This is a genomic window from Staphylococcus pseudintermedius (assembly GCF_001792775.2).
Lineage (GTDB): Bacteria > Bacillota > Bacilli > Staphylococcales > Staphylococcaceae > Staphylococcus > Staphylococcus pseudintermedius.
This window is the reverse complement of the sequence record NZ_MLGE02000006.1, coordinates 140,863-156,114: the sequence shown is the minus strand read 5'-3', so window position 1 is coordinate 156,114 and position 15,252 is coordinate 140,863. Positions and strand designations below refer to the sequence as shown.

12 protein-coding genes and 1 pseudogene are annotated in these 15,252 nt (G+C 39.1%); 3 read left to right on the top strand and 10 right to left on the bottom strand.

The window, feature by feature from the left end; all coding sequences use genetic code 11:
- The first annotated feature begins 491 nt into the window (after positions 1-491).
- Positions 492-998, top strand: coding sequence for a hypothetical protein (locus tag BJK46_RS06660; protein WP_015729600.1), 507 nt, complete (start codon positions 492-494; stop codon positions 996-998).
- Positions 999-1,208: 210 nt separating this feature from the next.
- Here the strand turns inward: BJK46_RS06660 and BJK46_RS06655 are convergent, their stop codons facing one another.
- The 10 genes from BJK46_RS06655 to BJK46_RS06610 form a co-directional block, all read right to left on the bottom strand.
- Positions 1,209-3,551, bottom strand: coding sequence for a 5'-nucleotidase C-terminal domain-containing protein (locus tag BJK46_RS06655; RefSeq protein WP_037542320.1), 2,343 nt, complete (start codon positions 3,549-3,551; stop codon positions 1,209-1,211).
- Positions 3,552-4,492: 941 nt separating this feature from the next.
- Positions 4,493-5,440: a uroporphyrinogen-III C-methyltransferase gene (gene cobA, locus BJK46_RS06650; RefSeq protein WP_037542319.1), complete on the bottom strand. Its 948-nt coding sequence runs from the start codon at positions 5,438-5,440 to the stop codon at positions 4,493-4,495.
- A complete protein-coding gene (gene nirD / locus BJK46_RS06645) occupies positions 5,428-5,742 on the bottom strand; it encodes a nitrite reductase small subunit NirD (protein ID WP_014613044.1) in 315 nt (104 codons plus the stop codon). Before nirD ends, cobA begins: the two co-directional genes overlap by 13 nt.
- 4 nt (positions 5,743-5,746) lie before the next feature.
- Positions 5,747-8,152: a nitrite reductase large subunit NirB gene (gene nirB, locus BJK46_RS06640; protein WP_014613043.1), complete on the bottom strand. Its 2,406-nt coding sequence runs from the start codon at positions 8,150-8,152 to the stop codon at positions 5,747-5,749.
- Complete coding sequence (locus BJK46_RS06635) at positions 8,145-8,606, bottom strand: precorrin-2 dehydrogenase/sirohydrochlorin ferrochelatase family protein (RefSeq protein ID WP_015729604.1); 462 nt, start codon at positions 8,604-8,606, stop codon at positions 8,145-8,147. The genes nirB and BJK46_RS06635 overlap by 8 nt, the downstream gene beginning before the upstream one ends.
- The gene (locus tag BJK46_RS06630; RefSeq protein WP_015729605.1) at positions 8,588-9,331 is read right to left on the bottom strand and encodes a sirohydrochlorin chelatase; all 744 of its coding nucleotides are present in this window, start codon (positions 9,329-9,331) and stop codon (positions 8,588-8,590) included. The genes BJK46_RS06635 and BJK46_RS06630 overlap by 19 nt, the downstream gene beginning before the upstream one ends.
- Before the next feature lie 168 nt (positions 9,332-9,499).
- The gene (locus BJK46_RS06625; RefSeq protein WP_014613040.1) at positions 9,500-10,057 is read right to left on the bottom strand and encodes a GNAT family N-acetyltransferase; all 558 of its coding nucleotides are present in this window, start codon (positions 10,055-10,057) and stop codon (positions 9,500-9,502) included.
- A 223-nt stretch (positions 10,058-10,280) separates the two neighbouring features.
- Positions 10,281-11,105 carry a formate/nitrite transporter family protein gene (locus BJK46_RS06620; RefSeq protein ID WP_014613039.1) on the bottom strand — a complete coding sequence of 275 codons (825 nt, stop codon included), beginning with the start codon at positions 11,103-11,105 and terminating at the stop codon, positions 10,281-10,283.
- Positions 11,106-11,320: 215 nt separating this feature from the next.
- Complete coding sequence (locus BJK46_RS06615) at positions 11,321-12,853, bottom strand: SLC13 family permease (protein WP_015729606.1); 1,533 nt, start codon at positions 12,851-12,853, stop codon at positions 11,321-11,323.
- Between the two features lie 97 nt (positions 12,854-12,950).
- Complete coding sequence (locus BJK46_RS06610) at positions 12,951-13,958, bottom strand: PTS sugar transporter subunit IIC (RefSeq protein ID WP_015729607.1); 1,008 nt, start codon at positions 13,956-13,958, stop codon at positions 12,951-12,953.
- A gap of 59 nt (positions 13,959-14,017) precedes the next feature.
- On the opposite strand from BJK46_RS06610, the pseudogene BJK46_RS06605 reads away from it, so the two are divergent.
- A pseudogene (locus tag BJK46_RS06605) lies at positions 14,018-14,737 on the top strand (replication initiation factor domain-containing protein); the annotation flags it as partial.
- Positions 14,738-14,883: 146 nt separating this feature from the next.
- Complete coding sequence (locus BJK46_RS06600; RefSeq protein WP_015729609.1) at positions 14,884-15,153, top strand: hypothetical protein; 270 nt, start codon at positions 14,884-14,886, stop codon at positions 15,151-15,153.
- The last annotated feature ends 99 nt before the right edge of the window (positions 15,154-15,252 follow it).

Sequence of the window (15,252 nt, the reverse complement as noted above, 5' to 3'; positions counted from 1 at the left end):
TAGTATATAATGTAACAATTTGATCAGAATTAAAATTTTTAATAAACAGTTAGGAACGATTATCCATCAGTTAGGCATATTTAATCTTTAAATTGAAAGATATGATAGCCTCTTAGTATAAAGAAAAAATAATTATATTCTTTATTAATTTCAATTTTTAAAATCTAAGTTAAATATCATTAAGGTGGTCAAAAGCTTGATTAATGAATTGTACTGAGAACCAGCTTAATACTCAATATGACAAAGCTTCTTTATGTATGTGCTTGAAAGTAGGGTGTACATTATTATTTAAACAAAATCATTGGGATATAATTATATTAGATGAAACATTGTCAAATATTGATTTTGATAGTAGAGCGCTTATACTAAAAAAATAAGTGAAATTGTAGATCAAGGAAAAACAAGTATTATCTTAACTTCACATAATAACATCTTAGACGCGTATGAAGGTGATTTTGAAGTAATTCAACTTAATTAAGAGGATGAAAGACATGCAAAATAAAATTAAAGACGCATTATTACAAATTATTTTAATAATACCTTATATAATTTCTTCTATTTTTGTGTTCTATGCTGTGAAAAGTAATGAAAATTTTATGAAAATTAAATTGAATAATATCAAATCTTCTGCTGAAATAGACAATTTCCAATTTAACTTTTTAATAATCATAATTATAATACTATCAAGTATAGTAACCTTATTCATAACATACTTCTTGTTGAAACTCATCATATTTATTTTCAATAGAGATTCTAGTCATAATGGAAAAGATATTTTTATGAGTTTACTTATTAGCTACATGATAACAAACTTAGTTGTTATATTTTATATCAATGTGCTTGGAGCATCATATGAAAGTGCTAAATTTGTTACACCATTCGCTGATTTAATTATATTCACAATGCTATATTATTTAAATACTAAGAATTCTAAAAACACTATACTACTTTTTGTCGCCAAAGCTGTGATAGTCATACTTGGTATGATATTGATTTAAATACACTCAAATTATCGTGGTATTTATAGAAATCAAATTTTAATGATTTCTTAAGTGTTTATATGTGAATATTCGAGTGTGAGAATAGCCATTAATTTACTATTCACCCTCTCATAACATCGAGCGTGAGACTGTCTAATCAAAACCCCGTGTGAATGAAGTCCCCCCTAAAGTTGAACCTTACCACTCAACTTTAGGGGGGATACTCATTTATGCGTGGTGCTTTTGACGTCGCATAATCACTAAACCTGCACCTAGCATGAATAGGCCGCCTACGATAGGTGCTTGTTCTGTCGCACCTGTGTTTGGTAACTGTTGTGCGTCATTCTTAGCTTCATGATGACCTAATGCTGAAACATTTTGTGTCATTACCCTATGCGCTTGTGCCATCTTTCCTGTCGCATCAGTAGATATCATGCTCACTGCTGGTACCATGGATTGAGCCATACCACGATGTTCAGAGGCTACGTGCATAGCTGTTTGTTGTGACTGTCCCTCTGCTGTCGGCACTTTTGTCATCGGCACCACTTTGGATCGTTTTGTTTGCGGGAATAGAATCACGTTATCCCCTTTTGATGACGGTGGTGTTATCTTTGGCATTTCACTGTTTTGAGCTGGTTTACCGTTAATAATACGTTGTGGTGCTGTTGTCGCATATTGTGATAAATCGGCTGTTTTCAAATAATTCGCAAAGACTTGTTCGAGTGAAATCCCTTCCTCACGAGGTCCTCCAAACATGTCAAAACCGTCTCCACCTGAAGCTGTAAAGTCGTTCATCGCGACTGCATATGTCCGACTCATATCTAGATCTTCAAATTGACCTGTTTGCTTGTTTAACACGCGAATCGCGTTAATACGTTCGCCAGGTGCTTTATTCATATCGAAATAAACTTGAATTGATTTGGATACTTGTAACAGACCGCCATTTGCCGATAATTGCGTTTCACCGCCAGTTGTCATCGTTGGTGCACTTAAACTATGTTCGAAAGCCTTCCACACATCGCTACCTTTGACTGAAATTTGCGCGATCGTATTGCCGAATGGTAACACCGTAATCACATCATTTAATGTCACTTTGCCTTTCGCAATCGACGCACGAATCCCACCACTGTTTGTCACTGCAAAATCAGATGGACGACTAAAACCTTTTTGACCATAAGCTTCCATTGCATCAGTAATGGCATTCCCCAAGTTCGTTTCATGTGTTCTTACATCATCACGTTCACCTTGAAAATCAACTGTATTATTCGGAATAATCACTTCTGATGTTGCTTTAAGAAATGCTTCATTCGCTTTATCGACTTGTGCTTTCACAGCAGCATCTGGTTGCAACTTCGCTAAATTTTTGACATTAAGCAAACTCGCTTCAGCATTCGAAAACTGCTGACCAGACTGTTTGAACGTCAATTTACCCACATTCGCGAGTGCTGTCCCTGTTTGCGCTAATACGTCTTGATCAAACTTTTGACCATGTTCAATCACCGTATGCGAATGCCCATCAATAACAAAAATCGGATGATGATATTGTTTATTTTGACTGAGTTGACGTGTTAAATAATCCCCACGCCATGCTTCTTTGGTTGTCGGATCAATCCCTAAATGAGATAGCACGATAAACACATCAACTTGCCCATTCAAACGGTCCATTTCACGTGTCACACTTGTTAACGGATCTGCAAATGTCACACCGACAATGCCTTTTGGGCTTGTCTTTGTTTTCGTTTCTGGCGTCGTCACCCCGATCACACCATAACGGACACCATTTTTTTGAATCACGACTGATGGTTTAAATGCCAATTTCCCATCTTTGTATACATTAGAGCTGACAATCGGAAAGTTAAGCATGCCTTCCAATTTTTTCAGTTGATCATAACCAAAGTCGAATTCATGGTTTCCCGCTGTCATGGCATCATAACCGACTGCATTCATCGCTTTCGCCATTTCTTCCCCTTTAGATTGGTTAGATAACGGTAAGCCTTGAAATGCATCGCCCGCATCGACAAGTAAATCCGGATTTTGTTGTTCCTTTAACGTCTTCAACTTCGCCATACCAAGCACGCGGTCTTTCTCTTCCACCATGCGACCGTGAATATCATTCGTATGTAAAATCGTATGTGTCGTTGCCGCCGTTTCATGACTTGCACGATCAATTGATGTCGCTTCTGGTTGTGCTTTTTTAGCCGACAATCTTAACATCATTGGTGTGTCTTTTTTCGCTTGAGCAACATTTTCTGCTGACGTTGGTGCGATTGATTCAATGGTGTCATCTTCAGTCGTAGCTACCGTTGCAGTAGCTGGCCCTTCTTGTTTTAGACCTGTTACACTTTCCGATGGCTGTTGTGCTGTTTCTTCTGTAGTAGCTAGCTGTTGTGATGTCACATCCGGTTGACTCGTATGCGTTGCAGTCGTTTCAGCATCTGCTTCCACTTGAGTCTCCGGAGCTGCTTGTTGTGATGTTTGTTCGGCTGCATCACTTGAAACGTGATTGAAGATCAACACAGCGATGACCAACACCATCAACAGCATCATACTTTTGAGCCCTGTCCCTTTCATATAAAACCTCCTTATTGTCATTACAATTTTATCCTAGCACAAAGCCTCGACCAATTGTTTAAAATTTTTGTTAATTTGGCCATAAATATAGAACTCGCTCATCCATTACCAAAAACGATATATATTGCGTATTTTGTTTAACTTGCCCTATTCTTAAGATTTATGTTTTTGATTGCCCTCATGGCCTCGCGTTCCGAGGGGCTGTCCCTTCGACTAACTCACGCTTGATTAAACTGTTACATTTGTTGAGGCGTTAGTGGATTTTGGGAGCCGTACAGAAATCTCATGTGTAACAAAGATTTCGTCGTATTGCCCCCGCAAGGCTGACTAGACTTCTCAAAAGCGAACGCATTGAGAAGTCAGACAGCTACTGCGATAAATAGTACCCACTATATAAATATCAGAAATCATATTTAAGTCTTTGATTCATCCCCTCAGGAGTCTCAGCCCTCTAGGCAATCTTACACCCAATGCAGTCACTTAGGGCAAGTTGATGAAATAAAGACAATCTATTGCATCCAATTCAGTTTTATATTTCGACGATGTGAGCATGATTTATGGATATAAATCCATAAAAATAAACAGAACTGGGAAAACTTAATGACCCAGTTCTGTTTATTTTAAATGATGTTAAACTTTGATAATCCCGCTTCTGAGCTTATTTTTCTAAGCAATCATCCCTACTCTCACATTGCGATTTCATTTCCAAACAAAGGAGTCGAGTATGCCCATACGCCGAGACTTATCCTAACAATATTCAGAGGTACACATTTTGATTGCGTCCTGAACGAGACGCTTGAGGGATCAGACGCAGCCGAAAATCCAATTCGCCTTCTATCAAATGGACACTTCTATCAAGCCGAATTTAGTTGAGGCAAGTCCCCTAAGAACGCGAGTTCAAAGGACGCAATCAGCTAAATATTCAAGCCCTCACTTTTGGTTTATGACAAAGCAATCTCACGTGTCAACGCCATTTCGTCCACCCAACGCGCTATTGTCTTTGCTTGTGTCGGATGCAAATCGCTATAATCACGATCGTCAATCAAAACTGCATGCCCTGCTTCTGCCCATTCATATGCCGCTTCAATCGCACGCTGTCTCTCACCTTTAATCAACACCGTGTCAAAATCAGCACCTGGCTTCAATACCGCTTCATCTAACGCTCTTACAACTTGACCTACAATCGTAATGCCAGGTCCCAAACGTTCAGGCAGTGCTGCAATTCGGTCCACAATCGTCGTCACTGTGCCACTGACCACATGTTGATCCGAACGTGTCGCATTAAAAATGATCGCAACTGGAAAATCGATTCCAATTTGTTGTTGAATCGTACGCATGAGTTCAGGTAATCGTTTAATCCCCATATAAATCGCGAGTGTGCCGTCATTTGCGAGTGTCGTCAAATCAATATCATTTTCTTCATTATTTTTAAAATGCCCTGTTGTAAACGTAATATGTGTGGAAACGCCGCGTTCTGTTAATCCACGGCCCAACTGACTCATCGCGGCACTTGCTGCAGTCACACCAGGTACGATTTCAAATGGGATTTGGTGTGCACGTAACGTATCGACCTCTTCTGTGACACGTCCAAATATTGCAGGGTCGCCCCCTTTCAAGCGAACGACCACTTGTGCCGCTTGCGCCTTTTCCACTAACAATGCATTAATGCGCGCTTGCTTCGTTGTACGTGTGTAAGGTGTTTTGCCAACATGAATCCACTCTGCATCTGGGCGTGATAATTGTAATAAAAAGGGATTCACGAGTTGATCATACAAAATGACATCTGCTTTTTGAATACAACGCTCAGCTTTTTTCGTCAACAAACATGGATCGCCGGGACCTGCACCGACTAAGTACACTTTTGTCGCTGCTTGCGTTAAGGGAGACATATATAAATATCTCCATCCACGACTTCAACAGGATATGTCGCGACACAACCTTCATCAGGCTCTTGTACTTCACCCGTGTTTAAATCAATCTTTTGGTCGTGCAGTGGACAAAATACATAATGCTCGCTCACTGTGCCTTCAGATAAAGGACCTTGTTGATGCGGACACACGTTATGAATCGCTTTAATGTCACCATCTTCTGTTAAAAACAATGCGACAGGCGTCTCACCGACATAGACTTTTTTACCGATTAATGGTTCTAAATCTGTTAACTTCGCCACTTTTACTTTTTGTTGTAACATCGCCTTACACCTTCTCAACTTCAAATATTTTTTGCTTGCGTTCATTTTCCACAATGTCATGCCATGGTTCTTGATCGACGGCAGCTTTCGCAATCATAATACGGTCATATAATGCTTGTTGTTTTTCTGGATCAAGGACCACCGCTTTAACTTGGTCAAATCCTATACGTCTCAACCATGGGGCTGTACGTTCTGCATAGTTTGCTGTTTCACGATAATATTGCATGTACGCACCGCATAATTTAATCACATCATCTTCTGTTGGTACTGTCGTTAAATGTTCAGCTACTTCAACAGTTGTACCACCATTTCCACCGACGTATATTTGGAATCCATTTTCTACACCGATGACACCGAAATCTTTTACACCAGATTCGACACAGCTACGCGGACAACCTGATACACCCATTTTAAATTTATGTGGCGTATCAATATATTCAAATGTCGCTTCCAAACGAATACCTAGGCGTGTTGTATATTGCGTACCAAAACGACAAAATTCTTTACCTACACAGCTTTTCACTGAACGTGTTTTCTTCGCATATGCTGAAGCCGAACGCATACCGAGTGCTTCCCAAACTGCTGGCAAATCTTCTTTGTTCACCCCATACAAGCCGATACGTTGAGAACCCGTGACTTTCACTAATGGGACATCATATTGTTTCGCCACCTCACCGAGACGAATCAATTGCTCTGCATCTGTCACACCCCCACGCATTTGGGGAATAACTGAGAATGTACCGTCTTTTTGAATGTTGGCATGGTAGCGTTCATTCGCAAAACGTGATGCTTTTTCATCTTCGTGTTCAGTTGGGTACACCATATTTAAATAGTAGTTCAAGGCAGGACGACATTTTGGACAACCGCCTTTGTTTTTGAAATCTAACACATGACGAACTTCTTTTGATGTTTTGAGCCCTTTTGCGCGAATTTGTGTCACGATTTGGTCGCGTGACAAGTCTGTACATGTACAAATACCAGTCGGTGCGTTTGCGACAAAGTCATCACCTAATGTATGTTCAAGCAACTCTGCAATTTGGCCTTTACATTTACCACAAGAGTTCCCTGCTTTTGTGACACGTGTCACGTCTGCAACTGATGTTAAATCATGTTCTTGAATGGCACTCACAATTGTACCCTTTGAGACACCGTTACAACCACAAATCGTTTCATCATCGTCCATTTCTGCAACGTTCATCGCATCGACTTCTCCTGCTTTATGCAAGATTGACACAAGCGTATAATCATCAATCGTTTCGCCTTTTTTCATCATATTGTAGAAACGGTTACCCTCTTCTGTATCCCCATAAAGCACCGCGCCGACAATCGCATGATCTTGAACGAATACCTTTTTATAAATGTTGTCAATACCGTTAAACATTTCAATGCCACGGATATCGTCATTTTCAGTAATGCGACCCGCACTGAACAAGTCACAACCTGACACTTTTAATGATGTAAATGTTGTCGAACCTTGATACCCTTCAGTTGGACGTCCTGTAATATGGTCTGCCAACACTTTGCCTTGTTCGTATAAAGGCGCAACAAGACCATATACTTTTGAGCGATGTTCCGCACATTCACCGACCGCATAGATTTTCGGATCACTCGTTTGCATAAAGTCGTCCACGATAATACCACGACCGATGTCTAACCCTGCTGCACGTGCTTCTTTCGTAACAGGACGGATACCGACAGCCATGACCACCATATCTGCATCAAGTACACGACCATCCGATAAACGAATCCCTTCGACTTGTTTATCACCAATAATCTCTTGTGTATTCGCTTGAAGTTCAAAACGTAATCCTTGTTTCTCTAGATCCTTTTTCAACAATTCTCCTGCACGACGGTCTAATTGTACTTCCATCAACCATTCCGCTAAATGTACGACCGTCACGTCCATACCTTGTTCGACTAAGCCTCGTGCACATTCTAGCCCTAACAAGCCCCCACCGATGACAATTGCTTTCTTTTTCGTTTTCGCAACTTCTAACATTTTTTCAGTATCATCAATCGTTCTGAAACCGACCACTCCTTCTAAACGTGAGCCATCAATGGGTAAAATGAACGCGTCAGAACCTGTTGCAATAATCATTTGATCATAATCAACGACTTGTCCTTGTTCTGTCTCAACTTGTTGTGCTTCACGATCAATTTTGACTACCTTATCTCCTGTAATGAGACGAATGTGACGCTCTTCATACCATTCGTATGGGTTCATAATCGTTTCTTCTACTGTCATTTTATTTTGTAAAATGTTCGATAACATAATTCGGTTATAGTTCGGATATGGTTCTTTACCGATAATCGTAATATCAAAACGGTCTGGGTCGCGGTCTAAAATTTCTTCAATCGTACGTACCCCCGCCATACCGTTGCCGACCATTAATAATTTCGTTTTACTCATCATTATCCTCCTCAAGCGTCGCCAAAAACGCCTTTATTTTCGCCGCATAAGCTTTTGTATGTTGAATTGACTGCCCCTCTGAACTGATACTGATCTTCATGCCTTGATGTTCAATATCCAGACTGTTATAAAAATCCGATTGTGTACGATCTCCTGTATGATTCACCCATTGCGTCGACGCTGCATCATCACGGACTTGTTGATTCACTACTGCGTCATCAGTCGCAATGATGATGAGATCAGCACCATTCAGATCGCCGCGTTCATACCGTTTTTGAATCAGCTGAATATGGGTCCCCCACGTTTCATTCAAAAAGGCATCATTAAAAGTAGGACTCACCACTTTGATTTGCATCGCCTCATCTTTTAATTTTGTGAATTTTCGCCACGCAATGTTTCCACCACCGACGATGACGACTGATTTATGTGTTAGATTTAGCTGGATAGGATACATGGTGTCATGCCTCCGCATGCTTCAAGTCGATTTAAAATCACTTCTTTTAATACCGGGTGAAAATTAATTGCTGTCGTAAAAGTGACGTCACACGGTAAATCGAGTGCGCCTATACGTTGCTTTGTACGCTGCACTAAATAGCCATCATAAAAGAAATACGGAATAATCAGTAGTTTCGGCCATTGTTGGGCAAGTTCAGCTAAGATTTTTTCATAATTTAACTTCCCGTAGACCATACACGGATAGCATGGTCGTGTCGCTGTTGAGAGTTGGTTCGCAATGGTTTCTAATGCGATGTCAGGTTCATTAAAACGTGCACTGCCATGCGCTAACACGACAACAGCTGTATCTTTCACCATCTCATCTAGGTAACGTGCGATTTGCGATGCCACCCAATTTTTCATTTTTGGATGTGTACCGAGTGGTTGTGCCAAATAAAATGTCGTTTGAGGATACAGTTGACGCCAACCTTCTAAACTATCGGCAATATCTTCATAATAGTGTGATGCCGAAAAGAGTAACAATGGCACTAAATAAAGTTCTGTCACGCCTTGAGTCACTTGGTCTTCAATCACTGTTGGCAAACTCGCCGTCTCACTTTCCAAAAATGCCATCGCGTAATCCATCTGTTCCGCTTCAAATAACTGTGCAACAAATTGTGTCAATGTTTCGTTCAGTTGTCCTTTTCTCATCCCATGGACAACAAAAATTACTTTACGCAACACATCACCCCCTACAGTTGTATTGTAGACGAAAAACGAAATCTAATGTGATAAAATTCACATAAAAATAAAAAAATAGGGAATCCCCTCTCCTGTATCTTGAGGGAATTCCCTATCACTTATCAACATCGTCACCGCTGAATCTATCGGCACATGCTTTTCACTTTACAACTAATAAGATGATTCACCTTGCGCCCATGGTGGTGGCGCGAGTAAATCTTTATTATAACGTTCTGGAATTAAAACCTTTACCATCATTGCACCTTCATCGCCTGTTTCATCTTCAAATGAAAAGAACGTTTCATAACCACGACGTTCATACACATCTTTTAGCCAACTCATTTTGCGCGCTGAAGTCCCTAATACTACAGCAGGCGCTTTTAATGTATCACGTAAAATCGTTTCTTCCACATACGTCATCATTTGATTACCATAGCCTACACCGCCATAATCGGGGTCTGTCGCAAACCACCAAACAAACGGATATTTAGAAACTGGCTGACTCGGCTCCCATGGAAAACGTATCGACAAGGTTGAAACAATTTTCCCCTCTACTTCGAGCACATAAGCAGCATTGTTTTGAATATTGTCTTGAATCATTTCTAATGTCGCATTTACGGACGGCCAATCAATCCCGACCTCTCTTAAAGGTGTAAATGCGCGATGCATCAGTTTATGCAGGGCCTCTGCATCGTCTAAAGTAGCCATTCTAATGTTAACTTGAGACATAGTGTCGCCTCCCTTTACATTCATATGTAGTTAGATTATCAAATTTTATATCGTATAGAAATTAATACACTTTGCTCACTTTGTTCGATATGGATAGAGGTACCGTTCGATGCTGCGCTTATTATTTTGTTTAAACATATTGATCACATGTATGGTACATATTCATATCAAAAAAGAGCTGAGGTTTAATGATGGCCCCAACTCTTTTATTGCTATTTTCTATTTATTTTTGTTCAATGCGACGTGAGCCGTTGAAATATGCAAACAACAGACCGACAAATATGCCCCCACCGATATAGTTACCGATAAATGCGAAGACGATATTTTTCAGAACACCTAACCAAGAAGTTGCATCAAAATTATAAAAGATCATCCCTACGAATAAGCCTGCATTATAAACGACGTGTTCATAACCCATAAACACGAAAATAATGACACCAATCGCAATGAAAAACGTTTTTGACAAGCCTTCTTTATATTGCATAGAGACATAAATCCCAATATTGATAAAGAAATTCGCGAAGATGGCTTTGACTAATATCGCTTGCCATGTCGATTCAACTGTTTTGGCGTCGACTGTTGACGTTAATGCCGCAATCATTTCAGGTGTCATCACTTTAGTGAAATACATCAATATAAAGAGTACAAATGCACCTAAAATATTACCGATAAAACAAATAGTAAATAACCACATCGTTTTGCCAAATGATACCGTACGATAGTAAAGACCCACTGTCATATACATAAAGTTACTCGTCAATAGTTCAGCTTGTGTTAAGACGATAAACACTAAGGCAATACTGAACGCTGCCGCTCCCATTAAATTTACAACACCAGGGAGCGCCCCAGCCATTTGCGTCTTCATTGCGAGCATAAACACTGTGACAATCGTGAGTAAAAACCCTGACAGCATCGATTTAAGTATGTAACGTGGCATCGCTTTATCCAGCATCACTTCTTTCATCGCAACGGAATGGATAATGCTTTGTACCGTTTCTCGTGATGTATACGTATCCGAAACTGTTTTTGTCGGTTTTTGAATCCCCATAGTTCAACCTCCAATTTAATATTCAACCTTGTTGATGATTCATACAATGTCACTTACATTTTACATGAATCTCACTGCAATTGTCATAAAGTTTGTGAAAATAAATACAAATTCTTTGTCATTTTAAATCATTTTTATTTACACCCCGACGGCATGAAATAAAAACAGCCAAGTGAAGTGTTATCCCATACTTGGCTGCTCTCATGTGTTGCTTCTTATAGTAAGCCTAACCATTTCCAATACGTCATACTCATAATGACAACGAGAATGTAACCGACGATCGTAATCGGAATCCCCGCTTTTAAGAAGTCTTTAACAGTAAATGTTTCTGTACCATAAGCGAGCATACTTTGCGGTGAACTCACCGGCAGTAAGAATCCAAAACTGATGACGAATTGTTGAATTAATACGAAACCAATGGCGTTGTCACCTAGGCTTAATGTGGATGTTAATGAAATAAAGACTGGAATTAATGCAGATGCTAAACTTGTCGCACTTGCAAATCCTAAATGAATTAAAATGTTAAACAGTGAAATTAATGCAATCGTTGCTACAATCGGCATACCTTTCAAACCCATTAAACCGAATGTTTGGTCACTTAACCATTGTGCTGCTGTCGTTTTTAATAAGACGTTACCTAACGAAATACCGACACCGAATACAATGATAGTGCCCCATGGAATACGGCTTTCGACTTCTTTCCAATTCATGACACCAATTTTGGGCGTTAACATAATCGCCAATGCAATTAATGTGATAGATGAAGAATCGATTGGGTGTAACACTTTTTCAGTTGACCAAGACACGAGTAATAATAATGAGATGATAATTAAGCGCCATTCTGTTGGTTTAACTGGACCAAGTTCTGCCAGTTGTTGTTTAACGAGCTCCGTACCACCTTCAATGGCATCTTGTTCAGGTGGAATGACTTTTAACATAACAAAATAAAGCACGATAGACATGATGATTGACCAAGGTGCGGCATATAAGAACCATTCGCCCCATGAAACGTCATGACCGAGTTGATCATTAATAAAGTTAATTGCTACGATATTTTGAGCAGCAGCGGTTTTAATCCCGATATTCCAAATCGATACCGCTTGTACAGCTGTAATGATGAGTAACGCAGCTAATTTACTATTTTTCGTTGCCCCAAACGCCGCAATCATACCTAATAAAATCGGTACAACAGCGCCAGCACGTGCTGTAGCGGACGGTACGAAAAACGCTAAAATAATAGAAACAAGAATCGCCCCGATAACGATATTTTTCGTTTTATTACCGACAAACGATAATACTAATAGTGCCAAACGTTTATGTAAGTTTGTCACTTGCATCGCGGTTGCTAAGAACAATGCTGCAGCAACTAACGCGACGGCACTCGTTGAAAAACCACTAAAGGCTAACTTCAATGCATTTCCTGTACCGAATAAGTCGTCACCTTTTAACACCGCACCGCCACTTTGAGGATTGCCTAATGCTTGTGTTAAATTTTGAACTGGACTAAATCCGAGTAAGAGTATGATGAGACCGACAATAATTGTTGCAGATACCGGATAAGTCACCGCTTCAGTTACCCATAAAATGACTGCAAATGCCAAAATTGCTAATGCTGCTTTCCCCATTAACGGTAAACTTGCAGGTGTTGGCATCAATAACACCACAATTAATGCAACAAAGCTTAAAATAAACCATAACGGCTTAAATGTTGCCCCTTCTTTTTTCTTTGAAGCTGAAGTAGTTGCCATTTTTGGCTCCCCCTTTTGTGAATTTCTTTACTTATATTGTATCAAGAAAGCGCTTCAAAAAGATACCTATGTTCAAATTTTCACAAAAAATTAATAACTATTGATTCAGTTGTATTTTCTGTTCCCCGACATGAAGCCATTGACGTTTAATCATAAAACGATAAATGACAAATGTGACGAATGCAGGTAGGACAAAGTGAAACATCATAATGAGTAGCCACGTATTCAAACTCGCGCCCATCGTATTGATCGTCATAATTTGACCGACTAAGCCACTCGTTCCCATGCCTGCCCCTGCTGCATTGTTCGTCATTGGGAAGAGAACCGTCATGATTGGCGCGATAATAGCACTCGCTAATGTAGGTGGCACGATAATGAGTGGTTTTAACAATATATTCGGCACTTGTAACATACTTGTCCCGAGACCAATTGAAATGATGCCACTCACGCCATTTTCTTTATAACTCGTCACTGCAAAACCAATCATTTGACAAGCACAACCGATCGTCGCTGCACCGGCTGCTAATCCTGATAAATCTAACATTAATGCCAGTGCTGCACTGGAAATCGGTGCCGTTAAACATAAACCAAAGATGACTGCTACAAGAATACCCATCACAAAAGGTTGTTGATCCGTAGAAATCATTATCACTTTTCCGATTTCTAACATGAGTTGACTTAACACCGGACCTAAAAATTTGGCCACTAAACCACCTATCATTAATGTCAGTAGAGGTGTGACAATGATATCAATTTTCGTCTTGGCTGCATAAAGCTGACTTAATTCCACAGCGATAAGTACTGCAAAAAACGCCCCTACTGCACCACCTGAAAACGTCTCATAACCGAGCATACCAACAATGACTGCAGCAAAAATCACGAGCGGTTTCCCTTTCAAACCATATGCAATCGCCGCCCCAATCGCTGCCCCTGTTAAACTTTGTGCAACTTTTCCAACTTCAACTAAAAATTCTAAGTGAAGGCTTGGGAATAACGTTTGCTTACCAATCGTTTGCATAATTAATCCGATAATGAGTGAACTGAAAAGCCCAAGTGTCATATAACTGAGACCATCGATGAACCAACGATAGAGTAATTTTTTCACTGAGTTGAACACTTCCAATCTTTGTTATTTTGTTTTTATAAATTTCATATTAACATAACATTTGGGATATTTTGCAAACTAGGTTTAAAGCCAAAGCATTACAGGAAAAAGTTTATATTGAGTATGATAAAGTGAAAGCTGATAGTTGGGATAGACGTAATATGCGTGTTGAATTTAATCCTAACAAATTAACGAAATATGAACTTTTTTGGCTGAAACGTAATATTATTGACTACATGGACGATGTTAGGTTTACACGGATAGATTTAGCTTTTGATTTTAAACATGATTTGAGTGATTACTATGCGATGTCTGATAAAGCATTAAAGAAAACTGTGTTTTATGGACGTAATGGTAGCATGGAAACTAAGTATTTTGGTGTTCGTGATAGTGATAGATTTATTCGAATTTACAATAAAAAACAAGAACGTAAAGATAATGCAGATATTGAAATTCATTCAGAACACTTGTGGCGTGTTGAAATTGAACTCAAACGAAACATGGTTGATTATTGGAACGACTGTTTCAATGACTTGCACATCTTACAACCAAATTGGACCCTGTTAAAAAAGGGAAACGAACAAGCAATGGTTTATATGTTAATTCATGAAGAGGGCAAATGGGGAGAGTTAAATAAACGAACTAAATATAAATACAAGAAATTAATTAAAGAAATATCTCCGATTGATTTAACTGATTTGATGAAAATGACTTTGAAAGAAAACGAAAAACAATTACAAAAGCAGATTGATTTTTGGCTTTCTGATTTTCAGTTTTAAGTGAATTTAATTTTATACTGTGAACAAAAAAGCAAACAGATTATAAGTTTTACGCTATTAAGGCCATAGTATTAAAGGCATAGTTTTTTGCTATGCTTACGGTGAAAATAGGTTTGTTATATGAGTAGAGAGAAGGAGATGATTACATGTTATACGATGTATTTAATGGTAATGCATCAGCACAACAAATTGCTAGTCAAATTGGAGGAGATTTAGTAAAAAGATTTGCCCCAAATACTGATGTTGGAGGTTTAATCAACTCATTAACTATTAAAATTAATGCTACTGATGGATTTGCTTGGACAGATCTTGCAGGTGTTATTTCTGATATTGCTGGATTTATTGCAAGTTACATACCTCAAGCTAAAGTAGTTACAATAGCAACTGCACTTTGGGATTATTCTTCATTACTTTAAAAGTGATATTTAAACTGTTCATTTTGATAAAGTGTGATTTTAATCTGTTGTTAAAATCATACTTTGTCTTTAATTCATTAAAATAAAAAAGTGGGGATT

Excerpts from the sequence above, each read along its gene's own strand:
- BJK46_RS06660 (WP_015729600.1), top strand. The coding sequence starts at position 492 with ATGCAAAATAAAATTAAAGACGCATTATTACAAATTATTTTAATAATA.
- BJK46_RS06655 (WP_037542320.1), bottom strand. The coding sequence starts at position 3,551 with ATGAAAGGGACAGGGCTCAAAAGTATGATGCTGTTGATGGTGTTGGTC.
- cobA (WP_037542319.1), bottom strand. The coding sequence starts at position 5,440 with ATGTCTCCCTTAACGCAAGCAGCGACAAAAGTGTACTTAGTCGGTGCA.
- nirD (WP_014613044.1), bottom strand. The coding sequence starts at position 5,742 with ATGTTACAACAAAAAGTAAAAGTGGCGAAGTTAACAGATTTAGAACCA.
- nirB (WP_014613043.1), bottom strand. The coding sequence starts at position 8,152 with ATGAGTAAAACGAAATTATTAATGGTCGGCAACGGTATGGCGGGGGTA.
- BJK46_RS06635 (WP_015729604.1), bottom strand. The coding sequence starts at position 8,606 with ATGTATCCTATCCAGCTAAATCTAACACATAAATCAGTCGTCATCGTC.
- BJK46_RS06625 (WP_014613040.1), bottom strand. The coding sequence starts at position 10,057 with ATGTCTCAAGTTAACATTAGAATGGCTACTTTAGACGATGCAGAGGCC.
- BJK46_RS06620 (WP_014613039.1), bottom strand. The coding sequence starts at position 11,105 with ATGGGGATTCAAAAACCGACAAAAACAGTTTCGGATACGTATACATCA.
- BJK46_RS06615 (WP_015729606.1), bottom strand. The coding sequence starts at position 12,853 with ATGGCAACTACTTCAGCTTCAAAGAAAAAAGAAGGGGCAACATTTAAG.
- BJK46_RS06600 (WP_015729609.1), top strand. The coding sequence starts at position 14,884 with ATGTTATACGATGTATTTAATGGTAATGCATCAGCACAACAAATTGCT.